Annotated in this window: 26 protein-coding genes and 1 other annotated feature; of the genes, 6 read left to right on the forward strand and 20 right to left on the reverse strand. The window is 28.8% G+C overall.

From position 1 onward, the window contains the following. The first annotated feature begins 244 nt into the window (after positions 1-244). The 3 genes from ACQPVP_RS11290 to ACQPVP_RS11300 all read left to right on the forward strand — a co-directional run bounded on the left by ACQPVP_RS11290 (position 245) and on the right by ACQPVP_RS11300 (position 1,821). Positions 245-1,090, forward strand: a complete 846-nt coding sequence (locus tag ACQPVP_RS11290; RefSeq protein WP_430849991.1) for a DegV family protein — start codon at positions 245-247, stop codon at positions 1,088-1,090. A gap of 1 nt (position 1,091) precedes the next feature. Then, on the forward strand, positions 1,092-1,553 hold the full coding sequence (locus ACQPVP_RS11295; RefSeq protein WP_430849993.1) for a PadR family transcriptional regulator: 462 nt from the start codon (positions 1,092-1,094) through the stop codon (positions 1,551-1,553). 67 nt (positions 1,554-1,620) lie between these two features. Further along, positions 1,621-1,821, forward strand: a complete 201-nt coding sequence (locus ACQPVP_RS11300; protein ID WP_430849995.1) for a hypothetical protein — start codon at positions 1,621-1,623, stop codon at positions 1,819-1,821. A gap of 70 nt (positions 1,822-1,891) precedes the next feature. Here the strand turns inward: ACQPVP_RS11300 and ACQPVP_RS11305 are convergent, their stop codons facing one another. The 13 genes from ACQPVP_RS11305 to ACQPVP_RS11365 form a co-directional block, all read right to left on the reverse strand. Next, on the reverse strand, positions 1,892-2,080 hold the full coding sequence (locus ACQPVP_RS11305) for a ferredoxin (protein WP_430849997.1): 189 nt from the start codon (positions 2,078-2,080) through the stop codon (positions 1,892-1,894). Positions 2,081-2,148: 68 nt separating this feature from the next. Continuing rightward, positions 2,149-2,976: an Mrp/NBP35 family ATP-binding protein gene (locus ACQPVP_RS11310; protein WP_430850084.1), complete on the reverse strand. Its 828-nt coding sequence runs from the start codon at positions 2,974-2,976 to the stop codon at positions 2,149-2,151. Between the two features lie 27 nt (positions 2,977-3,003). Next, on the reverse strand, positions 3,004-3,843 hold the full coding sequence (locus ACQPVP_RS11315) for a hypothetical protein (RefSeq protein ID WP_430849999.1): 840 nt from the start codon (positions 3,841-3,843) through the stop codon (positions 3,004-3,006). A 130-nt stretch (positions 3,844-3,973) separates the two neighbouring features. Next, complete coding sequence (locus ACQPVP_RS11320; RefSeq protein ID WP_430850001.1) at positions 3,974-4,480, reverse strand: hypothetical protein; 507 nt, start codon at positions 4,478-4,480, stop codon at positions 3,974-3,976. 47 nt (positions 4,481-4,527) lie between these two features. Then, positions 4,528-5,928 (reverse strand): hypothetical protein, encoded by a 1,401-nt coding sequence (locus tag ACQPVP_RS11325; protein ID WP_430850003.1) that lies wholly within the window; start codon positions 5,926-5,928, stop codon positions 4,528-4,530. 122 nt (positions 5,929-6,050) lie between these two features. Further along, positions 6,051-6,902 (reverse strand): 16S rRNA (adenine(1518)-N(6)/adenine(1519)-N(6))-dimethyltransferase RsmA, encoded by an 852-nt coding sequence (gene rsmA, locus ACQPVP_RS11330; protein WP_430850005.1) that lies wholly within the window; start codon positions 6,900-6,902, stop codon positions 6,051-6,053. Beyond that, positions 6,892-7,455 (reverse strand): ribonuclease M5, encoded by a 564-nt coding sequence (rnmV, locus tag ACQPVP_RS11335; protein WP_430850007.1) that lies wholly within the window; start codon positions 7,453-7,455, stop codon positions 6,892-6,894. Before rnmV ends, rsmA begins: the two co-directional genes overlap by 11 nt. A gap of 154 nt (positions 7,456-7,609) precedes the next feature. Continuing rightward, positions 7,610-8,662, reverse strand: a complete 1,053-nt coding sequence (locus ACQPVP_RS11340) for a 3D domain-containing protein (protein WP_430850009.1) — start codon at positions 8,660-8,662, stop codon at positions 7,610-7,612. Between the two features lie 244 nt (positions 8,663-8,906). After that, entirely contained in the window at positions 8,907-9,692 is a 786-nt protein-coding gene (locus ACQPVP_RS11345; RefSeq protein WP_430850010.1) for a TatD family hydrolase, read from the reverse strand. A 171-nt stretch (positions 9,693-9,863) separates the two neighbouring features. Beyond that, positions 9,864-11,468 (reverse strand): Na/Pi cotransporter family protein, encoded by a 1,605-nt coding sequence (locus ACQPVP_RS11350; RefSeq protein WP_430850012.1) that lies wholly within the window; start codon positions 11,466-11,468, stop codon positions 9,864-9,866. 293 nt (positions 11,469-11,761) lie between these two features. Continuing rightward, positions 11,762-13,351, reverse strand: coding sequence for a methionine--tRNA ligase (metG, locus tag ACQPVP_RS11355; RefSeq protein WP_430850014.1), 1,590 nt, complete (start codon positions 13,349-13,351; stop codon positions 11,762-11,764). Between the two features lie 149 nt (positions 13,352-13,500). Beyond that, positions 13,501-15,483 carry a methionine--tRNA ligase gene (gene metG, locus ACQPVP_RS11360; protein WP_430850086.1) on the reverse strand — a complete coding sequence of 661 codons (1,983 nt, stop codon included), beginning with the start codon at positions 15,481-15,483 and terminating at the stop codon, positions 13,501-13,503. A gap of 32 nt (positions 15,484-15,515) precedes the next feature. Further along, positions 15,516-15,754 (reverse strand) — a binding site (T-box leader). 57 nt (positions 15,755-15,811) lie between these two features. Beyond that, positions 15,812-16,153: an SdpI family protein gene (locus ACQPVP_RS11365; protein ID WP_430850016.1), complete on the reverse strand. Its 342-nt coding sequence runs from the start codon at positions 16,151-16,153 to the stop codon at positions 15,812-15,814. A gap of 154 nt (positions 16,154-16,307) precedes the next feature. On the opposite strand from ACQPVP_RS11365, the gene ACQPVP_RS11370 reads away from it, so the two are divergent. Both ACQPVP_RS11370 and ACQPVP_RS11375 read left to right on the forward strand, forming a co-directional pair. Continuing rightward, positions 16,308-16,790 carry an FUSC family protein gene (locus ACQPVP_RS11370; protein ID WP_430850018.1) on the forward strand — a complete coding sequence of 161 codons (483 nt, stop codon included), beginning with the start codon at positions 16,308-16,310 and terminating at the stop codon, positions 16,788-16,790. Positions 16,791-16,816: 26 nt separating this feature from the next. Beyond that, positions 16,817-17,311, forward strand: a complete 495-nt coding sequence (locus tag ACQPVP_RS11375; RefSeq protein ID WP_430850020.1) for an FUSC family protein — start codon at positions 16,817-16,819, stop codon at positions 17,309-17,311. A gap of 101 nt (positions 17,312-17,412) precedes the next feature. Here ACQPVP_RS11375 and ACQPVP_RS11380 read toward each other — a convergent pair whose 3' ends face one another. The 6 genes from ACQPVP_RS11380 to ACQPVP_RS11405 form a co-directional block, all read right to left on the reverse strand. Then, on the reverse strand, positions 17,413-19,179 hold the full coding sequence (locus ACQPVP_RS11380; RefSeq protein ID WP_430850022.1) for an aminopeptidase P family protein: 1,767 nt from the start codon (positions 19,177-19,179) through the stop codon (positions 17,413-17,415). A 186-nt stretch (positions 19,180-19,365) separates the two neighbouring features. After that, positions 19,366-20,607, reverse strand: a complete 1,242-nt coding sequence (locus tag ACQPVP_RS11385; protein WP_430850024.1) for an aminopeptidase P family protein — start codon at positions 20,605-20,607, stop codon at positions 19,366-19,368. Between the two features lie 14 nt (positions 20,608-20,621). Then, complete coding sequence (locus ACQPVP_RS11390; RefSeq protein WP_430850026.1) at positions 20,622-21,062, reverse strand: ACT domain-containing protein; 441 nt, start codon at positions 21,060-21,062, stop codon at positions 20,622-20,624. Between the two features lie 81 nt (positions 21,063-21,143). After that, entirely contained in the window at positions 21,144-21,365 is a 222-nt protein-coding gene (locus ACQPVP_RS11395; protein WP_430850028.1) for a hypothetical protein, read from the reverse strand. A gap of 120 nt (positions 21,366-21,485) precedes the next feature. After that, complete coding sequence (locus ACQPVP_RS11400; RefSeq protein WP_430850030.1) at positions 21,486-22,010, reverse strand: spore maturation protein; 525 nt, start codon at positions 22,008-22,010, stop codon at positions 21,486-21,488. Between the two features lie 12 nt (positions 22,011-22,022). Next, the gene (locus ACQPVP_RS11405) at positions 22,023-22,598 is read right to left on the reverse strand and encodes a nucleoside recognition domain-containing protein (RefSeq protein ID WP_430841491.1); all 576 of its coding nucleotides are present in this window, start codon (positions 22,596-22,598) and stop codon (positions 22,023-22,025) included. A gap of 115 nt (positions 22,599-22,713) precedes the next feature. Between ACQPVP_RS11405 and ACQPVP_RS11410 the strand changes: the two genes are divergently transcribed. Next, positions 22,714-22,899: a hypothetical protein gene (locus ACQPVP_RS11410; RefSeq protein WP_430850032.1), complete on the forward strand. Its 186-nt coding sequence runs from the start codon at positions 22,714-22,716 to the stop codon at positions 22,897-22,899. 264 nt (positions 22,900-23,163) lie between these two features. Here ACQPVP_RS11410 and ACQPVP_RS11415 read toward each other — a convergent pair whose 3' ends face one another. Continuing rightward, positions 23,164-24,162 (reverse strand): LacI family DNA-binding transcriptional regulator, encoded by a 999-nt coding sequence (locus ACQPVP_RS11415; RefSeq protein WP_430850034.1) that lies wholly within the window; start codon positions 24,160-24,162, stop codon positions 23,164-23,166. Positions 24,163-24,225: the final 63 nt, after the last annotated feature.

Below are 24,225 nucleotides of genomic sequence, written 5' to 3' on the forward strand. Positions count from 1 at the left end.
ATTATATTACTTTAAATTATTCTTTTCAATTTAGAAAAATCTAGTATTTTCTAGTATTTACATTATAAACTATTATAAATTTATAATTACGTCCTTTTTATTATTATTTAAATTTGACAATTCTTTTCTTATATTATTTAAAACTATATCAATAGTGATAAGATTTAATATTATCACTATTGATATAGTTTTTAGTTATGATATAATTAATTTATAATTATGGAATGTTTATTAGGAGGATTTTATGCAAAAAATAGCATTATTAGTTGATAGCGCATGTGACCTATCTCTTGAAACAATAAGAGAAAACAATATAAAACTACTTCCACTTAGAATATCTTATTCTCATGGAGAATATAAAGATATGTTAGATATATCTGCAGATGAAATTTATAGCAATTTAGAAAAAGAAATTCCAAAGACTTCTCTTCCTAGTGCAGAAGATTTAGAAGAAATATTATGTTCATTAGAAAACGAAGGATATACTCATGTTATTGCTGTTACTATTTCTAGTGGCTTATCTGGTACATTTAACTCTATAAGATTAGCATTAGAGGATCATCCTAAGTTACTATCTCATGTTTTTGATACAAAGATTTTAGCTATGCCTGAAGGAATAGTAGCTTTTGAAGTAGCAAAACTAATTGAAGCAGGTAAAAGCTTTGAATATATAGTAGATAATTTACCAAATATAAGGGGAAATATCACAGGATATTTTACTGTTAATACTTTAGAATACCTAAAAAAAGGTGGAAGAATTGGCAAGATTGCTGGAACAATAGGAGAAATGCTAAACTTAAAACCAATTGTTACTGTTGATGATGATGGAATTTACTATACAGTTTGTAAGGCTAGAGGTAGAAAGCAATCTATTCTTAGACTTACTGATCTTTTAGAAGAATCCCTTTCTAAAAGTCCTTGTAAGGTTTGGGTTCTTCACGGTGGTGCTTTAGATGAAGCTAAAAGATTTTTAGAATCTCTAAAAGGATTAACTAATATAGTAAGCCTTGATATTTCTCAAATAAGCCCTGCTTTAGGAGTTCATGGAGGTCCTGGTTTACTTGGTCTTGCAATTCAAAAGGTAGATTAGTATGGATGACTTAAACCTTCACTTAAGTAGTATAGAAGATATAAAAGAAGAAGAGAAAAGACTTCATCAGGAATATAAAGAAAAACTTGCTGAACTAAAAAAGATTCAAAAAGAAAAGGAATCTGTGGGGCAAGTTTTCACTAAAGGTTTATTGCCCATATATGTTCTCCATATACTTAGTATTAGTCCTTCAAACGGTAATGATATTGCCAATAAAATAGGTGAAAAGACAGCTGGGCTTTGGTTACCAAGCACCGGAGGAATATATCCATTATTAAAGAAACTTGAAAAAGATGAGTATATATTTGGTGAATGGGATGATCCTAAGAAAAAGTTTCAAAAAGTCTATTCTCTAACTCCTAAAGGCATTAAGGAGTATGAATCTAGGAAAAATCTCCTAAAGCCTAAAATAGAAGAATCTCTAAAGGTTTTTAAAATTATTTATAGAGATTTATATAAATAATCATTATTTGTATTAAAATTTTAATTTATGAGCAGAATAACATTAACAACTTATAGGTGGTGTTATTTTGAAAGGAAAAATAATTGATTATAATTTTTTTGAAGCGTTTGTTGCATTAGAAGATGATACTATAATGAAAATGCCTTTAAGCCAAATACCAGGATATCTAAATTTAGGAGATACTATTAATATAGATTCAACTAATGTTAGTTGCAACCCAAGCAACAAACCTAAGATTACTCAAGATAAAATAGTTGATTTCTTTTAAAAATTATAGATTAATCTAAATATTAATTCCTAAGTATAAAAAAAGATGCTTGAATCAAGCATCTTTTTTATTATGATACGCTAATTGCACTTACTGGGCAACTTGCTTCTGCATCCTTAGCTTCATCTTCATGCTCGCTAGGAACTTCAGGGGTTTTTGCAATGGCCTTGCCATCATCATCCATTTCAAATACTACCTCACAAATAGATGGACATAAACCACATCCAATACATATATCTTTATCTACATGAGCTTCCATAATATTCGCTTCCCTTCATAATTAATTCAATTATATTGTTCCCGCAAGATTAATTTTTATGTGCTATATTAATACAGCCCTTCAAAAATTAATGAATATAAATCATTATTAACTACATATTCTTCTGCCTTTCCTTCTTCTAAGGCCTCTGTTAAATCAACATTAATAGGCAATTCACCAATTAGTGGTATTCCTAAATATTCTGCATGCTCTTCTGCTGATTTTTTACTAAATACTTTTATCTTAGTATCACATCCTGGGCAAGTGATATAAGACATATTTTCCACTACTCCTCTTATAGGTAATGGCATCTTATTAGCCATTGCTATAACTTTCTTAACTATCATAGACACCATATCTTGTGGAGTTGATACTATGATAAGTTCAGTAATAGGAAAACTTTGCATAACAGTTAGAGTTATATCCGAAGTTCCAGGTGGCATATCTATTAATAAGTAATCTAAATCCTCCCAAACCGTATCAGTAAATAATTGAGTTAATACACTAGTTACTATAGGTCCTCTCCATACTACTGGATCATCTTCTTTTGGAATTAATAAGTTCATTGAAAGAACCTTAACCCCTCCTTTTGATAATACAGGATAATACTTAAAATTATTTTCATCAATAGGCTCTATTTTGGCTCTCTTATCATTTATACCAAAAAACCTAGGCATTGATGGTCCTGTAATATCTGCATCTAAGACCCCAACCTTGTATCCTTTTTTCCTTAATGTACTAGCTAATATTCCAGTAACAGTAGATTTACCAACTCCACCTTTACCACTTATTATACCTATAACATTCTTTATTGCACCATATTTAGGTTTTATTTTTCCATTCCCACTTTGGCCAAAATTTAAAACTTTTCCAGTCTTTTTCTGATTTTGATTCATTGAACTATTTGACATAAAAAACACCTCCTACCAGTTTCTCTCAACATCTTTTGGAAGATTATCCTTCGTATAAATGTTAGTATCCCATTCATTATATTCATTTTCCCCAACTATATAATAGTAATATTGATTTTTTTCTTGCTTATCCTCAACTGTTATATTACTTTTATATTTAGTTGTACTATACCCTCTATTTTTAATCCTTATTATAATATCAAAATCACTTTCGTTATTATCTATTATATCTATATTAGGCGTAATTTTTCGTGCTTTCTTTAAAAAGCTTTCCAAATCTGTAGAAAATATATATTTTAAACAATCTACATCTCCTTTAATATCTACACCTACTTTTCTATTTTCATAACCTAAAGTACTACTTAAATTGTTTATTATCTCTAAAATAGGTTCATAGTATATGTACTCAAAGTCTCTAGGCTTACTTATTATAGATAGATTTTGAAGAATTCCTTCATCAAGTCTTTTAGATACAGTGAAACTCATTTCATCATTATAAAAGTTTCCTTCATATTCACCTACAACATAATTAAATTGTTCAACTTCATTCCCCATAGTAATTTCAACTTTATAATCTGGTTGTAAATCTGATTTAGTTTCACTAACCTTTGCCTTTGCTAAAAGTTCATACATATTTAAAATTGCTTTTTCATCAGTTACTAAGAACTTAAAAGACTCATCTCTTACACTTTGAATACTTATTTGGTCTACTTGATTACTTCCTACGTAGTCAAAATATTCATTATTACTTCTAAACTTATTTTTTATACTATCTATAACACCACAAGATGTTAAATTAACAGATAATATCATCAATAATACAGCAATTAAATACCTTGTTGTTTTTTTCAATAATATCCTTCCCCTCTAAAAAAGGTTATCCCTACAATTCTTAATAGTTAATTAGGAGAAGTAATAACTTCTCCTAATTATAAATAAATTATAATACTTTAATTCTTTAATAGCAAATCTTATTAAAGAATTACTTAAAACTCATTGCTATATAATCAAAAACAACTTTAATGCTGTTTTTCTCCTTACCTTTATTGTAAGAAAACTTTAATATAAGAACCTTCCCATCTGAGTAATTTCTAAGATAATACTTATTAGTCTCATTATTCTCGCTTAGAGTTATTACATTCCATTTATAATCTCCATCTGTGACTTTAGTATTATCATTGTCCTTAGCGATATTTTTAGTCAGATTATTTAAATCTCCATCTACAATAGATATATTTCCATAAATATTATTTTTATTACTAAAGCTAATGTTAATATCACTATTTAATTCACTTTCACTATCTATATCCCATCCTTCTGGTAATGAAAAACTATACTTTCCCTCTCTCAATACATGTTCATTAAATTTTTCAGTATTATTATTAGATAATGCTACTTCTTTAATATCTTTTATAAATATATTTCTCATTAAGGTTATAGAAAACATAAGGATTACCAGTAAGGTGATGGTATAGATTTTCTTATTCATTTAATATACTCATTAGGATTTATAAGTACATTTTATTATCATACCTATTATTGCATAGGTACAACAACAGTTGAATTTTTAAAATCATAGAACATTAACCAACATCCCATTCCATCCCTAGACTCATCACTAACCCAAGTTACAAAACCAGTTTTTCCTTCGTAAGGTTGATCATCTTTATCTTTCATACCTGGAATTCCATATACTATATATCTTAAATTTCCATCCTTATCACACTTATACCCTAACATGAAGTTTTTATGCTTTCGTATATATGGATAATAGTTAAGCATTGGATAATATGCTACTGCATATCGATTATAATTAGACATGTTACACATTTCATGTAGGTCATTTACAGGTATCTTATACCACTTACAGAATTTTATTTCATCATATTTATTCCTACAGTGTTCAAACCCATTAACTAATCCTTCAAAATACTCTCCTACACTTCCCCTAATCTTAAATTCGCTTGTCTTTTCTTCTAACTTTTCTTCATATTCATCAAATTTATTTTTTATATATCCTCTGTTTAATTCTTCCACGCCATATAGGTTATCATTTATATTAGAGCTAAATGGATTGTTTTTATAATCATTAATTATAAATGGATTATTTTCATCAACTACTTCTTCTTCTACTTCTTCTTCATATTCATTTCTAGTTTCGTCTTCATTAATCTCTATATCTTCTCTATTAACCTCTTCCAAATCTTCAGATTCATCTAATACTTCTGATTCATCTAATACTTCTGATTCATCCCCTCTAATCTCTTCATCGTTAACCTCTATTTCTCTTTCTGAGTTTCCATCATCTATTTTTTCATCAACTTCTTCTTCTACTCTTGACTCTTCTTCATTACCCTTTTCTTCTATTTCTCTTTCTACTACTTCATTAATTTCTTCTTCTGCTAATTCTACCTCTTTTATCTCTTCAGACCTATGTTTATCTTTCTTTTTCTTATCTTCTTTCTTAACATATCCCATTTTATCCTTAACTTTATCATGAGCAGACTTAACGACCTTATAATTTTTCCAATTATCGCTTGGTTGTTCTCCATTAACGAAACCACACATAACTATTATTGGAATACTATTTTTCATCTTTCCTATAGCCGCTCCAGATATTTTATCATAAGATATTCCTAATCCAGCTATATTATCTAAAGGATATTCTTTAGTTGCTTCCGCCTTACCACCATCAGATACATGTATCTTACCTAAGTTTATGATTTTCTTAGTATCTTTTTTGTTGCATATAGCTAAGATACAATACTCTTCTTCATCATTTCTTAGATTTTGAGCATAGAAGGAAATTTTACATACATTCCCTTTCGCTTCTACCTTTGAATATCCTGATAAGGTTTTGTCGCTAGAGTTAGAATAGCCTCTTTCATCTTCTTGTAAAATAATAAAATTTCTATACAACTTATTTAATTGTGACAAACCTTTAAAACCTCCATTTTACATTAATTCAATACATTATATGCTAACCATATCTAAATATGTTAAAAATAAAACTCGTAAGATTTTTGTATTTTAATTCAAAATTCTCACGAGTTTATTAATTAGTTTTTCTTTAAATATTTATTTATTTTATCAGATAGAATAGCAAATTCTTCTATAGTTAATGTTTCTCCTCTTCTCTTTGGATCTATACCAGCCTCTTCAAAAGCTAATTCTAATTCTTCTTTAGGTAATCCTATATTTTTAACTCCATTCCAAAGAGTTTTTCTTCTCATATTAAAAGAACTTCTTATTATTTCAAAAAATAATTTTTCATTCTCAACTTTAACCTTAGGTTCATCTAATCTATCTAATCTAATTACTATAGAGTCAACCTTAGGTCTTGGAATAAAGCATTGAGGTGGTACCTTTCTTATAATCCTTGTATTACAATAATATTGTACTAATAATGAAAGTGATCCATAATCTTTATTTCCTGGCTCTGCATCCATTCTTTCTGCAACTTCTTTTTGAATCATTATAGTTAATGATTTAAATTTATATTTTTCTTTTAATAACTTAACTATAATTGGAGTCGTTACATAATAAGGTAGGTTAGCTACTAGTTTTACACTTTTTTCTTCACCAATTATTTCATTAAAATTAACTTTTAAAGCATCATTATGTATTAAAGTGAACTTAGGATTACTTCCAATCTCTTCTGTTAAAATAGGAATTAAATCATTATCTAACTCTATAGCTACTACTTTTTTAGCCTTATTTAAAAGTTGAGCTGTTAAGGTTCCAACTCCAGGACCGATTTCTATAACTAAATCATTTTCATCCACTTCTGCTCCTAATACTATATCCTTAGGAACTGAATCATCTACTAAGAAATTTTGACCTAAGCTTTTTGAGAATTTAAAATTATATTTCTTAACTAATTCAGCAGTTTTTACATCTTTAATTTCCACCAATATTCACCCCTAGTTTTTTCTCTATTTTTTCTATTGCAGTAATGAATTCTTCCCTAGTTATGGAATATTTATTTAATCTAATTAACATTTGATTTGCATTTCCATATCCAATTCCAAGCTCCTTACCTAACATCATTCTTCTCTTCTTTGAATTAATATCCCCTGTAAGTTTAAAATAAAACATATCTTCTGAATTATATATTTCTTCAATTATTTCTTCAGATACCTTTGCTCTATTTAATGCTTCAATTATAACCTCTGGTGATGCATTTTCAACTCCTATGTCATCTCCCTTGATTCCATCCTCTTGAGCAATGTAAGCATGTTTAATCCCTTTAACTCTTTTAGATATAATACTTCTAATTTTTTCTCCCGCAAAATCTGGATCTGTTAATACTATTACACCTTTCCTCTTTTGAGCTTCTTTTATTCTTTCAATGACTTTAGCATTTATTCCAAAACCACCAACAGCAATAACCTCAGCATCAACTGCTTGTTTAACCGCTGTTATATCATCTCTTCCCTCAACTACAATAACTTCCCTTATCAAAATATTAACTTCCTTTCTCAAATATACCTAAATAATAATTTATCCTTATATATTTATTATGTCAAATCTCCAAAAAAATTTTATACTTAATTTTATAATATGTATCTTTATTTAGGAAAAAATAAAAGGATGCTCATTAGAGCATCCTCCCATTTTACCATTCTCCAGGATAAGCTAAAATATAAACAGGAACATTATATTTTCTTCCCCAGCTATTATATGCTTCTTCCTCAGAATTCACATATACATCAATGATATTACCTTTTATAGCTCCACCAGTATCTGATGCTACTGCTTTACCATATCCCTCAACGTAAACTAATGATCCTAGTGGGATAACTCTTGGATCTACCGCTATAGTACTAATACCATTTGGATCCCTTACAGGTACAGTTCCTGTTGCTGTAACCCCGCCACCACTATATGCAGTAGATTCACAGTATAAAACGCTCTTATAATCTAATAACTGCCCATCTCTGCTGGCAAAAGTTCTTCTAGTGCCTTGAGCAACTATTTTATTTACTGGCTCTGCTACTACTTTTGAGCTTTTAACAGTTTTAGAAACTTCTACGCCGTTTTTATAAACTACTTCGTAAACGACTTCCTTTTCCCCTGCTGCTCCTTCTTGCCTCGTTTCTTCAAGACCACTTTCAAGATCTGAATCTTCTTCTAACACTACATCAAAGTTAATAGCTTCTTTAGCTAATTCACTTTTTACTTCAACTTTAACTAAATTGATTTGTAGGTTGTCTTCAATCTCGGTATCTAATGCAGGAGATATTTCATCTACTCCATCAGTATACTCAATGCCTTGCTCCTTTAGTTCTTCTTTTTCTACTTCTAGCATGTCTCCAATAGTATCTTCAGCTGTTTCTAGGCTTATCTTATTTTCACCTACAACCAACTCTACTGAAACAGCTCTTTTAATAGATATTGTATCACCTTCAGATACATTACTATTTAAAGCTGGTTGAACTTTATCCTTAGAGTTAAGTGTAACTCCTTGAATATCCAACACATCTTTAACAGTCCTCTTATATGTGACAAATGTTTCTTCTTTTCCGTCTATGTTTATTATTAATGTCTTTCTCATGTTTACCAACGTCACTGATAGTATAATTGCTAGCATTATAACTCCTATCAGTATTTTTGCCTTCGGACCGTTAGAAAAGTTATTTTTCAGGTATTTTTTAAAATTTTCTACCATCTCTACTTCCTCCCTTTGGCAAGAGCGTCTTTTGCATTATAATTGAATTGATCGCTTTTGTCAAATCTGACCTCCTGCATTTAAAAACTGTAGATAAAATGCAAACCTATGCATATTAAAATATAAATTATAAATATAATAGCAGTTTTTACAGTTATTATTGAAAGTAGATTGTTTTTTCTTACTTAGTCCTTCGTTTAAACTATGTTAAATTTTCCCAATATGGGTACCTATTAATTTTACTTTATATAGCTTTTCCTATCAACCTCTTAAAATTATCATTTACTGCCAAATTAACTTCTTTTGGGTTCAAATCTTTAATTTGAGCAATTTGTTCTATTATATAAGCTATATAATCTGATTTATTCCTTTTTCCTCTATTTGGTGTAGGTGCCATATATGGAGCATCTGTTTCAACTAATATATTTTCTAATGGAATTTGCTTTACTACTTCTACTACCTTCTTAGCATTCTTAAATGTTACAACCCCTCCAATGCCTATATAGTAGCCAAGTTTTATACATTCAATTGCAAATTCTGTACTACCTGAAAAGCAATGAACAATCCCTTTAACATTTGGAAATTGCTTCATTATTTCTAAAGTATCTCTATGGGCATCCCTATCATGGATTACAACTGGAAGATTTAAGTCCTCTGCTAGTTTCATTTGTTCTCTAAAAACCTTTTTTTGAACCTCTTTCGATGGATTTTCTTCCCAGTAATAATCTAATCCAATTTCTCCTATGGCTATTATTTTCTCATTTTTTTTAATTAACTCCTTAATTTCGCTTTCTACATCACCATTAAATTCATTTGCATTTTCAGGATGTATTCCTAAAGCGCCATATATAAAATCATTATTTATTGTTAATTTATTTGTTTTATCTATACTTTCATAACTTGATGCACAATTTAATATACCTATAACATTATTTTCTTTAAGCTCATTTAGAAGTGATTCTCTATCTTCATCAAAAGCTTCATCATCATAATGGGCATGTGTATCAAATATTATATACTTATTTTCCATTTTTTATTCCTCCAAAATCACTTTTTTATTTATATTTATCATTATAGTACAAAAATCTAAATATTAAACATATTAAAAAGAAATTAGCTTTATATCTAAATAAAATAGGTGAAAAGCTTATCTACTCCAAATTAAGTAATAATAATCTTTTCACCTTTATAATATCAATGTTTAAGCTTTTTTACCAGCATGCCCAATGTTATTTGCATGGTCTCCTATTCTTTCTAAATTACTTATTAGATCTAGGAATATTACACTTGAGGCTGCTGCACAAGCTCTTTCATTTAATCTCTTTATATTATTTTCTCTAAGTTTTTTCTCCAAATTATCTATTTCTTCTTCTATAACTTCTATTTCCTTAGGAACAGTTAAACTCTTGTTACTATAACTTTCTATAGCAACTTCTATCGCCCTAATGGTTTTATCAAACATTTCATTTAATTCCATATTTGCATTCTCTCCAAGATTCAAACCCTTATTAATCTTTTCAAGTGCTAAATCTGCTATATTTTCTGCATGATCTCCTATTCTTTCTATATCATTTATAACATGATAAGTAGAACTAAATAGTTTTATATCAGCTTCTGGTAATTCTAATTGAGATAATTCAACTAAATAATCTGTAATATCTTTTTCTAAAGCATTTATAATCTTTTCATTTTTATAAACCTTCTCTGCAGCTTCCTCATTATCTTCATTAAAAGCCTTCATTGCTAAAAGAACATTTTCTTTAGCCTTATTAGCCATTCTTAAGGTTTCCTTTAAAACTTGTCCATTTGCAACTATCGGTGTATCAAGAAGACTATTATCTAAATATATTGCGCCTTCCTTTTCTATTTCAGAATCACCTGGAAGTATTTTATTTACCAATTTAACCATATATGTTGATAGTGGTAATAATATAACTGTTACAGTGATATTAAAAATAGTATGAGCATTAGCAACTTGTCTAGCCACATTAGGATCAGTAGATTCTATAAATCTTATAAAAGGTCCTATAAATGGGAAGAATATAACTGCTCCAATTGTATTGAAAAATAAATGTAATAAGGCAGCCTTTTTTGCAGTTCTATTAGTTCCTAACGATGCTAAAATTGCTGTTACACACGTACCAATATTACATCCTAATATTACTGGAAAGGCTAAACGCATATCTATTGCACCTGTTGTTGCTAGCGCTACTAAAATACCTGTTGTTGCTGATGAACTTTGTACAATAGCTGTCATACCAAGGCCTGCAAGTAAACCTAATATACTCTTATCTGCAACTATAACTACAAATTCTTTAAACCAACTTGCTTCTGCAATAGGTTTCATAGCTGTTGACATAGCACTCATTCCTAAAAATAAAATACCGAATCCCAATATTATGTTTGCTAAATCTCTGACCTTTTTCTTTTTTGCCATAAGTAATATTATGGCACCCACACCTACAAATATAGGTGCAATTGCATCTAAATCAAAAGATACCATTTGTGCAGTTATTGTAGTTCCAATATTTGCTCCCATTATTACTCCAACTGCTTGAACTAATGACATTAATCCAGCATTTACAAAGCTTACTACCATAACTGTTGTAGCACTTGAGCTTTGAATTATTGCCGTAACAGCTGCTCCAACTAATACTGCTATGTATTTATTACTTGTTAATTTTTCAAGTATTGATTTTAGTTTTTCTCCTGCGGCATTTTCTAATCCATCTCCCATTAACTTCATGCCGTATAAAAACATACCTAGACCACCAATAAGGCCCGTTAAAATAGAAAAGCTATCCATCAATTATTCTCCTTCATAATTTTATTATTCATATAGTATTAACCTTTAGTTAACAAGCTTAATATACAACGTTTACCTTAACTTGTAAATATCATTTTTATATTTACTACATATTAATAAATTTTATGTTCATTTTTTCTTTATTTTTTTGTCACAATACTGTCATATTAATTCTGTATTATAATACTTGTAAAGTAGTTAAAGCATTATTATTTACCCCTAAAACCATCTAATGGTCCCTAGATTAAATTATTCCCCAAAGTGATTTAATCTAGGGTTTTTCCCTTTTTATATTAATTTTTTTCTTCTTTTAATCTTTTCACTTCTTCTGAGGCTCTTTTTCTATCTATCTTATCAAATAAGATTTCTAAATCTGAAATTCTTCCTGATTTTTTTTCTATATAGCTCCATATAGGTTCATCCAAATCTAAAGCAAATCTGATTTTTTCACAAGTTTTTGGAATAAAGGGCTCTAATAAATTAGATAGATTTATTACAATTTGTAGTGACTCGTAAATATCTACTTCTCCATTTTCATATTCCTTATGCGCTTTTTTAACAAATCCCATAATATCTAAAAGAGCATTTTTAAATTTTCCTTCTTCAATATAATCTCCTACATCAAAATATAAATTTAAAATTTCACTTTTTAACTCTTTAGATACAACTCCCTTTGGAACATTAGAATTATGCTTATCTTTTATATTATTAAAAACCTTATTTACAAAACTCCCAAAATTATTAGCTAAATCTCTATTTACTACATTTATAAAATCTCTCCAAGTAAAATCTGTATCTTTAGTTTCTGGAGAATTTAAAGATAAATAATATCTAAACCCATCTACATTATAATTTTCAACAATATAATCTGCCCATATTGCCCAATTCTTTACAGACGAAAAGTTCTTTCCTTCTAGTTTTAAATATTCACTAGATATAACTCGTAAATTAGGATTTTTTATTCCAAGTCCTGCCAAAATAGCTGGAAATATAACTGTATGGAAAGGAATATTATCTTTTCCATGAACAAAATAAACTCTTGAATCTTCTCCTTGCCAATACTCTTTCCAGTCCTCATCACTTTCTTCTAATGTCTTCATAGTATCTGTCAAATATCCCATCACAGCTTCTATCCAAACATATATCTTCTTATCCTCATATCCATTTAATGGAACATCTACTCCCCAATTAAAGTCTCTAGTAACAGCCTTATCCCTTAATCCCTCATCTAGGTATCTTTTTACTATTTTTTTTGCATTTTCTCTCCAGCCCTTTTGTCTTATTAAAAGCCTTCTGACATCATTTTCAAAATTCGAAAGAGCAAAAAATAGATGTTTAGTTTCTTTTACAACAGTTTCTTTACCACAAATCTTACATCTTTTATCTAGAAGCTCCTCATACTCTACTATTTCAGAGCAATTTTCACATTGTTCCTCATTAACTATTTCACCACAATGTGGACATTTACCTTCTACATACCTATCGGATAAAAACTCATTACAAGTTTCACAATAAGTTTGCTCAATTTCTTTTTCATATATATAACCTTTGTTATATAAACTTAGGATAAACTCTTTTACCTTAGATTCATGATATTCTGAATGTGTCTTTTCAAATATATCAAAAGAAAAACCAAGGCTATCAAAACACTTCTTAAACTCATCATGATATTTAACTGCCGCTTCTAGTGGAGTTATTCCCTCCTCTTTAGCCTTCATAGTTACAGGAGTACCATGGCAGTCAGTTCCCGATAAAAATATAACTTTATCCCCCATAAGTCTATGATACCTTGCAATTATATCACCTGGAAGTAATACCGCTATTCTTCCTAAATGTAACGGTCCATTTGCATAAGGCCATGCATTTCCAACTATTATATTCATAAAAAACCCCCTTTTTTTAATTAATAATGTGAAATTAAAAATGTAGAATTAAGGAGAAAACTCAGCTTAAGCTGAGTTTTATATTTTTTTAATTTAGCTATAGCTAAATTATTTCCTTAATTTTTCATTCTTCATTATTAATTTTTAACTTATCTAACAACGCTTCCTGTTGGTAGATCTCCTGGATTTACTAGTTTTAATAAACTATCGTCATCTGTAGCTGCTGCTAATATCATACCTTGTGATAATTCGCCTCTTAGAGTAACTGGTTTTAAGTTTGCTACTAATACTACGTATTTTCCAACTAATTCTTCTGGTTTATAGTATTGTGCTATACCTGAAACCACTTGTCTTTCTTCTCCATTTAAATCTACTTTTAACTTTAATAATTTCTTAGCTTTCTTTATAGGTTCGCATGCTAATACTTTTACTACTCTTAAATCTATTTTTTCGAAATCTTCTATAGTTATTTCTTCTTTAATTGGAGTTATTTCTCTCTTTTCTTCTTTTTTATTAGCAGCCAATTGAGCCTCTCTTAAAGCTTCTAATTCTGCTAATCTCTTATCTACATCTATTCTTGGGAATAATGCTTCTCCCTTTTGAACCTTAGTTCCAACTACTGTTCCATCAAAGCTATTTAATGATTCAAATGTAATATTACTTGAATTTATTTGCTCATTTATCTTCTTACTTGTATCTGGTAAGAAAGCAGATAATAATACTGAAGCAAATCTTAAACTTTCAACTAAGTTATATAGAACTGTTCCAAGTCTTTCTTTCTTTTCTTCATCTTTAGCTAATATCCATGGTGTAGTTTCATCTATATACTTATTAGCTCTTCCTATTAAATCAAATATACATTCTAGAGCCTCAGGTATTCTTAGATGATCTATTGCATCATTTACCTTTTTTGGAGTTTCTAAAGCTAGATTTATTAATTCATCGTCTATAGCTTCTTTAACATTATTATTTGGAATTACTCCATCAAAATATTTCTCTATCATAGCTACAGTTCTAGATAATAAGTTTCCTAAGTCATTACAAAGATCTGAATTTATCTTCTTTATAAATATTTCATTATTAAATAATCCATCTGCTCCAAATGGAATTTCTCTTAATAGATAGTATCTAACTGCATCTACTCCAAAGTTTTCAACTAATGTTACTGGATCAACTACATTTCCCTTAGATTTAGACATTTTTCCTCCATCAACAAGTAACCATCCATGTCCGAATACTTGCTTTGGTAATGGTAAATCTAAAGCCATTAACATAATTGGCCAATAAATAGTATGGAACCTTAATATATCCTTACCAATTAAATGTACATCTGCTGGCCAGTATTTTTCATAAAGCTCTTTATTGTCACTTCCATATCCTAAAGCTGTTATATAGTTTGAAAGGGCATCTACCCAAACATAAACAACGTGTCCTTCATCAAAAGTAACTGGAACACCCCAGTTAAAGCTTGTTCTTGAAACACAAAGATCTTGTAATCCTGGTTTTAAGAAGTTATTAACCATTTCATTTTTTCTTGATTCTGGTTGAATAAAATGAGGATTGTCTTCAATATACTTCATTAACTTATCAGCATACTTACTCATTTTAAAGAAATAAGCTTCTTCCTTTGATTTCTCTACTGGTCTGCCACAGTCTGGACAATTTCCATTAACTAATTGAGTTTCTGTCCAGAAAGATTCACACGGAGTACAATATAAACCTTCATAAGAAGATTTATAAATATCTCCATTATCATAAAGTTTCTTAAATATATCTTGAACAGCTTTAATATGATAATCATCAGTAGTTCTTATGAATTTATCATAGCTGATATTCATCATCTTCCATAAATCCTTAATTCCTGCTACTATTTCATCTACATGAGCCTTAGGTGTTATTCCTTTTTCTTCAGCAATTCTTTGTATTTTTTGTCCATGCTCATCTGTTCCTGTTAGAAACATTACATCATATCCAGTTAATCTTTTATACCTAGCTAAAGCATCAGCTGCTACAGTAGTATAGGTATTACCAATATGAAGTTTAGTTGATGGATAATAAATTGGTGTCGTAATATAATATGTCTTCTTACACATACCATTTTCCTCCCTATAATTGTTCTTTTTTCTAAAAATAAAAAGCCTCTATATAGGTATATTAAAACCTACATAGAGACGTATTATACGTGTTACCACTCTAATTTATATTTATTTCGCAATAAATATCTTAATAGGTGACATTCCATCACCTTGCAATATAACGGTTGCTACCGTATTCCCCTAACTAAACTCGCTCAGAGAATATGCTCCAAGACCATCTTCATAAAGCTTTATGCCGCTAGCTTTCACCTACCCTAGCTCTCTTTAGACACTCCTTCTTTACTACTCTTCTTTTCTTAGCATTTTATTTATTATTAATCTTATGATATTCCATATTAAATTTGCTGTCAATTATTTAAAATTATTATTTGTTATTAAATTTCTTTTTTATAAGATTATCTATCATCATTCTAGAAAAAATCACCATGAACAAATTAAATAATAATATGAAAGTAAAAGTACCTTCCCCTAATATAAATAATATTATAGCATTAATTATAAACAGAAAAGTCCCTATTGCGCCAAAGATTTTTGCAGCAACTTTATTTGAATACTCCCAAGAATACTTATCCTTTATAGAAAATTGATTCTTAAATCCAAACTTCATTTCACTAAATTTAGTTGAATTAGTTTCATATAATCCTCCTAATACAAATAATCCTATGGGTATTATCTCTACAATTAATAAATAAATCCAAAATTCCATATTAACCTTCCTTCTAAAACCTAATTACATCCTAATATTATTATAATTTTATACTACTGATTCATAATGCTGCAATAAGATTCAAATTATTTTTATAATAAAAAATTTATACTTTATATGGTATAATTGTATCAAAAAGATTGGGGTTGATACTGTGAAAACTTTCGAATTGCCTCATATGGGATCTAGAAATATTAAAACAGCTCTATCTGTTTTAGTCTGTCTTGTATTTTGGCCAAATTCTCTTTTTGCAGCAATTGCAGCTGTAATCTGTGTGCAAGGCACCGTGGAAAATTCCCTTGTTATTGGAATAAACAGGCTTATAGGAACACTTCTTGGAGGTATATTAGGAATAGTATTTTTATATATTTCTAAGGGACTTAATTTACAAAATTTCCTACCATTAATTGTTTCTATTGGAGTTTTATTAATTATATATATATGCAATATAATAAAAAAACCCTCAGCTTGTTCAATTTCATCTATTACATTAATTAGTATTTTAGTATCTCAAAGCTATAATAACCCTCTAATGTATTCTATACGAAGAATTATTGAAACTGCTTTTGGAGTAATTGTTGCAATATTAATTAATAAGTATATACATCCACCAAAAGAGAAAAATACTATCGATTAAGCTAACTAAAGATAAGGAGTTATAACATGAATTTTACTTTTCCGAAAATTGGTCTAAGAACCATGAAAACTGCTCTTGCAGTATTTTTATGTTTGTTATTTTTTCCAAGTGAGCCCTTTTTCGCTTGTTTGACTGCTGTTTTTTGTGTTCAAGATACAGTTTCTAATTCTATCAATATGGCAATAAATAGGGGCTTAGGCACAATTCTAGGTGCTACAATTGGTCTTTTATTTCTAATAGTATGTAGATTCTTTACATATAATATTCACATTTATATTATTAGAAAACTATTAGTTTATATAACTATTGCATTAGGAGTAATTGTAGTTATTTATATATGTAATTTAATAAAAAAAACCGGTGCTATAAATATATCTTGCATAGCTTTTCTGGCTGTTACTACAGTTCATGCATTTGGACACCCAATTTACTATGCAATTAATAGAACTATAGAAACTCTTTTTGGAATCTTCATAGCTCTATTAGTTAATAAATTTATTGCACCACCAAAGTCAAATTAAAAATTAAGAATGAAGAATGAAAAATTATTGTGAAAAGAAATTCAGCAAAATCTGAATTTCTTTTCACAATTTTTAATTTTACATTTTCCACTCTTCATTCCCTATATTGTTCTTGTTTCATGCTTTAAGAATTCTTTTTCTTCTTCATTTAAATATGGACTAAGCTTTTCAAATACCATCTTGTGATAATTATTTAGCCAATCCTTTTCTTCAGATGATAACATCTCTACATTAACACCCTCTAAGTCTATTGGACAATAAGAAATTGTTCTAAACTTATAGAATTCGCCAAACTCTTCAGATATAACGTCCTTTTCTACTATAAGAGTATTTTCTGTTCTTATACCATGCTTACCTTCCTTGTAAACGCCCGGTTCATTAGTTAAAATCATTCCAGGCTCTAAAACTACAGAATTTCCTTCTGGCCTTATTCCTTGTGGTCCTTCATGAACATTTAAGAAAAATCCTACCCCATGACCTGTTCCACATTTATAATCTATTCCATAATTCCAAAGAGGTCTTCTTGCAAGTATATCTAAATTAACTCCAGTAGCTCCTCTTAAAAATTTAGCTGATGCCAATGCAATATGTCCCTTTAAAACTAAAGTATAATCTCTTTTTTCTTCTTCTTTTATAGCCCCTAAGATAAATGTTCTTGTTATGTCAGTAGTTCCATCTAAATATTGTGCACCTGAATCTACTAGGAACATTCCTTCTGGCTTTAACTTATATTCACTATCTTCTGTTGCAGAATAGTGCATCATAGCAGCATGATCTTTATAACCTGCTATAGTTCCAAAGCTATCACCTTTATAGTTTTCTCCCATAGCCCTAAAAGCTGTTAATTTATCACTAGCTGATATTTCAGTTATTTCTTGCTTTCCTATACTTTCTTTAAGCCATTTTATGAATTTAACCATAGCAACTCCATCTCTCACTTGAGACACTTCCCAGTTAGCTATCTCTACATCATTTTTTATAGCCTTTAAATTAGTAGTTACATTAACTTCTCTTATTATCTTTACTTCTTTATTTAAAGCAGTAAAGATCTTCGAATTTAATTTATTTGGATCAAGTATTACTGTTCCAGTTAATACTTTTACATCATCTTCAATATCATCATACCCTTTAAGTGTAAATCCTTCAGCTTTTAGCTTAAATTCAGTTATATCATCAACTTTATCGCTATCTATATAAAGAGTTGAATAGTTATTTCCAACTATCACATAAGAAAGAACTACTGGATTAAACTCAATATCATTACCCCTTGTATTGCATAACCATGCTATGTCATCTAAAGAAGATAATATGAAGTAATCAGCAGATTTTTTAGTCATATTTTTTCTAACTTCATTTAGCTTTTCACTAGCTGATTTTCCTGCATACTTTTCATCATGTAAAAAAATCTTATTCTTAGGTAATTCACTTCTTGTATTCCATATATCTTCTAATAAATCTTTTTCCATGTTGATACTAAAGTTTTTTTCCTTAGCTATATTTAAATATCCTTCATATTGATTTACTGAAAATAATCTTCCATCAAAACCTAAGATATCACCTGATTTTAAGTTATCATTTATCCATTCTTCTATAGTTGGATAACCTGGAGTTCTCATTTTCATAAGAGAAATTCCACTTCCCTCAAGTTGCTTATCAGCTTGAATGAAATATCTTCCATCTGTCCAAAGATAAGCTTCTTTTAATCCAACTAAAAGAGTCCCTGCAGAACCTGTAAAACCAGATATAAACTCTCTTCCCTTAAAATATTCTGCTACATATTCACTTTGATGAGAATCGCTACTTGGAATAATATAATAATCTATATTTTCTTTTTTCATAACTTCTCTAAGTTTTTCTAAATTATTCATAACTTTTGCCCCCTATGTTAAATTTCTAATTACTATTATACCTATATAAATTACCATAATCCATAGTATACCAATTTTCAATTTACATTATTTTCTGAATGTTTATCAAAAAATACAGTTCTCTATACTTATAATTCTACCTCTTCATCCAAGACTTAAATATACATATAAAAGTATTAGCTTAATTTAATTTTCCTTATTATTAGACATAAATTCTTCAATTTCTTCTACAGTTTTAATCATTTCTTTTGTTAAAATTTCATAACCATTATCTGTTATTAATACATCATCTTCAATTCTTATGCCTATTCCCTCTTCTTCTATATAAATACCTGGTTCAACTGTGTAAATCATACCTGACTCAAAAATAACATCTCTATTTTCAAGCTCTATATCATGAGTATCCATTCCCAAACTATGACCTATACTATGGTAATAATATTTAGATACCTCTTCCTTACTAGTTATAAGTCCTAATGAAATACATTCTTCTGCTATCCATTCTTTAGCCTTTTTATTTAGCTCTAAAAAGCTTACTCCTGGTTTCATTTCTTCTATTACTTTTTCATTCACTCTTAAAACTGCATTATAAACTTCTTTTTGTCTATCAGTAAACCTACCGTTTATAGGAAATGTTCTTGAAATATCACCATTATAATATTTATATTGAGCTCCTAAGTCAAATAAGATTAAATCTCCATCCATTAATTCAGAGTCATTAGTTACGTAATGTAAAACTGTTGCATTTTTCCCTGCTGCAGCAATAGTTTTAAATGCTAAATCCTTAGTGCCATTTTTCTTACATACAAAGTCAAAATAAGCTTCAAGTTCATATTCCTTAATTCCTGGTTTAGAGTTTTTCATAAGTTCATTTACTCCATCTATAGTTATAGCTATTGCTTTTCTTATTCTATTTACTTCCTCTTCAGTTTTTATAAGCCTTAATGATCCAATTAAATTAAATACATTCTTAATATTTATATTATAATATTTATTCTTAATTTCATTTAAAAAATCATAAGATGTATTTCCCTTTTCTAAGTCTAGATAAATATTTATATCCTCTTTATTAAGAATAATTTTATCTGTAAAAGAATTAAAATCTCCTAGGTATTTCACATCTTCAACTCCACAAATATCAAAGACTTCATCTTTTCTAATAGTCTTTCCTTCCCACTTTTCCATAATAGGATCAACCTCTTTTATAAACAGGTATTCCTTAGCTATACCGTTTAGCTTAGATAAAACTAGTATATGGTCTTCTTCATCTATTCCTGTTAAATAATAAAAATTTCTATTAGGTGTAAAAGGATAATTTTCATCTGCTGTTTTCTTAGGAGCCTTTCCAGCAAATAATATTAATAAAGAATTATCCTTAATCTTATTTAATACCTTTTCTCTATTATTTTTATAAAATTCTCTTTTCATTATTAAAACCCTCCTTATTCCATAGCTAATACCTTGACGCTTACAACGTTTGATAAACTTCTCAATGTATTAACTAAATGCTTCAAATCTTTCTTCAAATTTGATATATCTAAGGTTATAGTTACATTAGCAGCCATATTTATAGGTATATCCTGATTAATTGTTAATATGTTTCCCTTATTAAATGCAATGCAGTCTAGTACCTTAGATAATGTTCCTGTTTCATGTGATAATAGTACAATTAAGGTTATCTTTTTAGTATTTAATCCCTCAGACATAGGAAAAACATAATCTTTATATTTATAAAAAGTACTCCTACTTATTCCTGCTTGTTTTACAGCTTCACTTATATCTTTTGCCTTTCCTGTTAAAAGATTCTCTTTTACTTCTAATACCTTTTTAAAAATTTCTGGTATAACCTTACTACTTACTATGTAATATTTTTCTGAAGCCATCCCATCACCACCCTTAATAAAATAAAAAAGCTATATAATTTAATATTATATAGCTTATTAACTGTAAAATACATATTATTCCTAAAGTTTATTTATATTAATTCTATTAGACTTTTTAGTTCTTTCTATATAACTCTTAAAAAGCGAAACAACAATAGAAATAACTCCACCTAATGCAAATCCCATCTCAACATTATTAAAAAATAAACCTACTAATATTCCTAAGCCAACTCCATATGCTAAGAATATAGCCAATCTCTTAATTTCATCCTCACTTAAAAATAAGCTATCAAGCCATTTCATATCTCAATCACTTCCCTCTTTTATTTATATCTTTATTATATATTATTTCTATAATAAACTAGTTACAAAATTATTACGTATTGATTAAAAAATATTATTTTTTACATTAATTTGAATATTTTATATTAGAAGTTTTGAAACTAATAAAATTGATACTATAATAGCTGTTAAATCTGCCAACATAGCTGCCCATACCGTATGTCTTATTTTCTTTATTTGAACAGCTCCAAAATATACTGTTACAGTATAAAAAATAGTTTCTGTAGTCCCCATAATTACCGAAGCTATTAACCCTATGTAGCTATCTGGTCCATAAGTCTTTACTATGTCTGTTAATATACCTAGAGCCCCACTTCCTGATAAAGGTTTTACTAATACTAAAGGAACTATTTCTTTAGGAAGCCCAATAAGGCTACTCACAGGTGATATTATATTATTTAACATATCTAAAAGTTTTGCTTCCCTAAATATGTTTACTGCAATTATCATAGCTAAAAGATACGGGAAAATATTAAGACATACTTTTAATCCTTCCTTGGCCCCCTCTATAAACCATTCATAAACCTTTTTACCCTTTATCATTCCATAAGTTATTATAATAACTACTATTATAGGGATTATACTTTTTGTTATATATTGAAACATATACTCTTCCTCCTAAAAATATCTTTGTAAAATCTTACAAAGAATTACCCCTGTAATAGCTGCAACTGTACTTGCTAATACAGCAGGTAAAATTATTGCTCCAGGATTATTTGATCCTACAGCTGCTCTTATAGAAATAACTGTTGAAGGTACTAACTGGATACAAGCAGCATTTAAAACCAAAAATAATGACATATCATTAGATGCAACTCCCTTTTCCTTATTAAGCCTATCCATTTCTTGCATAGCTTTTATTCCAAAAGGAGTAGCTGCATTTCCGAGTCCCATCATATTAGCAGTTATATTCATAACAATAGCACCTAAAGCTTTCTCATCTTTAGCTGCCTCTTTAAAAATAATTTTCAAAATTGGCCTTAATAGCTTAGCAAGCTTATTTGTAAATCCACTCTTTTCAGCTACTTTCATAACTCCACACCAAAAACACATAAGTCCCACTAATCCTATTATCATTGTAACTGTTGAATCTGCTGAATTAATTATAGCCTTAGAAATAGCCTCTCCATTTCCAGTAAATAATCCAAATAATATTCCTAAAAATATCATTACAAACCAAATATAATTTATCAAACTCTCACCTCTTAAAATTACTTATATAAATATATGACTTGAATCTAAGATTTATTAGTGATAGGATGAATATATATAATATTAATTATGTTTAAATGCATAAAGGAGATAGTTTATGAAGGAAGCAAACTTAAAAATAGCTCAAAAAGATATAGATGAGGCACTAAAAACAGTAGAAGATATGGTGAAATTCATTGATGATGTTGATCTTTCTAAAGATGTTTTAAAAGAAAAATTTCTTACCTTAACTGAAAAGGTTCAAGAGCTAGAAAACATATTAAAACTTGAAGGTATTATATAACTATACATAAAAAAAACAACTTCATATAGAAGTTGTTTTTTTTTGACCTTAACTCACATTTTTTCTCAATGATTAGCTACCCATTCTAATCAACATACAACACACAGTCGAATTTGAAAACGTTTAATAATTTATTAATGTAATAATACCATATTTTTTATTTTTTAACAATATATAATTTCAAAAAATTTGTATATTTTAAATTATTATTTGTATATATAATTAAAAGGAGTGCAAAGATATTTTACACTCCTAATATAATTCTTATTTACAACTGTCTCTTTCTATTAACTCATAGTTAAGAACGAATTGAGATTCATCTAATTCTCTCTTACTTAAAAGCTTAATAAGCATTCTCATTGCTACTGATCCCATATCATAACTCGGTTGTTTTATTGTTGTTATTTTAGGATAGAATACAGATGCCATTATATTATCGTTGAATCCTACAACGCTTACATCTTCTGGAACTTTTTTACCCTTTTCTCTTAAAGCATTTATAACTCCCATAGCAATTTCATCAGATGCACAAACTACTGCATCATATTCTTTATTACTATTTTCAAAGTATTCTACAGCCTCATATCCACTTTTAACTTTTAAGCCCCCAGCATATACTAAGCCTTCCTCTACTTTTAGCCCTTTATCTTTTAATGCCTCTTCATAACCTATGTATCTATCTCCCCAAGCATTCATACTGTCTCTTCTTGCACCTGCAAAAGCTATTTTAGATAATCCTTTGCCTATTAGGTAGCTTGTAACTTCCTTCGTAGCCTTTGTATTATCAATTGTTACGCTAGGTAGACTTTCTTCTTTATCTTTGGTTTCAACTAATACAGTCGTTAGATTTAATTCATTTATTATATCTAAAGTTTCTTCTTGTAGTGATGAACTCATATAAATAACTCCATCAACCATCTTTTCTTTTAATACTCTTAAGTATTCTTTCTCTTTTTCACTGTCAAAGTCTGAATTACATAATATAACGTTATAATCATAAATATTAGCAACATCTTCAGCTCCTCTAACTATCTCAGGATAAAATCCACTTGATATATCTGGAACTAAAATTCCTACTGTCTTTGTTCTTTGAGTTTTTAGACTTCTCGCTACAATATTAGGTCTATATCCTAACTTACTAATAGCATCTAAAACCTTCTTTTTCGTGTCCTCGTTTACAACATCTATGTCATTCAAAACCCTAGAAACAGTTGCAATTGATACCCCAGCTTCTCTAGCAACATCTTTTATAGAAGTAGCCATATAACACATCACTCCATTTTTAAATTTATACTTTTATCTCATTTTAACAATAATTATACTATT

The organism is Clostridium nigeriense (assembly GCF_050585265.1).
Taxonomy (GTDB): domain Bacteria; phylum Bacillota; class Clostridia; order Clostridiales; family Clostridiaceae; genus Clostridium; species Clostridium nigeriense_B.

Coding starts and splice junctions, on each gene's coding strand:
- ACQPVP_RS11375 (WP_430850020.1), top strand. CDS start 16,817: ATGAATTTTACTTTTCCGAAAATTGGTCTAAGAACCATGAAAACTGCT.
- ACQPVP_RS11305 (WP_430849997.1), bottom strand. CDS start 2,080: ATGGAAGCTCATGTAGATAAAGATATATGTATTGGATGTGGTTTATGT.
- ACQPVP_RS11290 (WP_430849991.1), top strand. CDS start 245: ATGCAAAAAATAGCATTATTAGTTGATAGCGCATGTGACCTATCTCTT.
- ACQPVP_RS11340 (WP_430850009.1), bottom strand. CDS start 8,662: ATGGTAGAAAATTTTAAAAAATACCTGAAAAATAACTTTTCTAACGGT.
- ACQPVP_RS11350 (WP_430850012.1), bottom strand. CDS start 11,468: ATGGATAGCTTTTCTATTTTAACGGGCCTTATTGGTGGTCTAGGTATG.
- ACQPVP_RS11380 (WP_430850022.1), bottom strand. CDS start 19,179: ATGAATAATTTAGAAAAACTTAGAGAAGTTATGAAAAAAGAAAATATA.
- ACQPVP_RS11310 (WP_430850084.1), bottom strand. CDS start 2,976: ATGAATCAAAATCAGAAAAAGACTGGAAAAGTTTTAAATTTTGGCCAA.
- ACQPVP_RS11395 (WP_430850028.1), bottom strand. CDS start 21,365: ATGAAATGGCTTGATAGCTTATTTTTAAGTGAGGATGAAATTAAGAGA.
- ACQPVP_RS11345 (WP_430850010.1), bottom strand. CDS start 9,692: ATGGAAAATAAGTATATAATATTTGATACACATGCCCATTATGATGAT.
- ACQPVP_RS11295 (WP_430849993.1), top strand. CDS start 1,092: ATGGATGACTTAAACCTTCACTTAAGTAGTATAGAAGATATAAAAGAA.
- ACQPVP_RS11410 (WP_430850032.1), top strand. CDS start 22,714: ATGAAGGAAGCAAACTTAAAAATAGCTCAAAAAGATATAGATGAGGCA.
- ACQPVP_RS11390 (WP_430850026.1), bottom strand. CDS start 21,062: ATGGCTTCAGAAAAATATTACATAGTAAGTAGTAAGGTTATACCAGAA.
- ACQPVP_RS11415 (WP_430850034.1), bottom strand. CDS start 24,162: ATGGCTACTTCTATAAAAGATGTTGCTAGAGAAGCTGGGGTATCAATT.
- metG (WP_430850014.1), bottom strand. CDS start 13,351: ATGAATATAATAGTTGGAAATGCATGGCCTTATGCAAATGGACCGTTA.
- ACQPVP_RS11365 (WP_430850016.1), bottom strand. CDS start 16,153: ATGGAATTTTGGATTTATTTATTAATTGTAGAGATAATACCCATAGGA.
- ACQPVP_RS11320 (WP_430850001.1), bottom strand. CDS start 4,480: ATGAATAAGAAAATCTATACCATCACCTTACTGGTAATCCTTATGTTT.
- ACQPVP_RS11400 (WP_430850030.1), bottom strand. CDS start 22,010: ATGTTTCAATATATAACAAAAAGTATAATCCCTATAATAGTAGTTATT.
- ACQPVP_RS11385 (WP_430850024.1), bottom strand. CDS start 20,607: ATGAAAAGAGAATTTTATAAAAATAATAGAGAAAAGGTATTAAATAAG.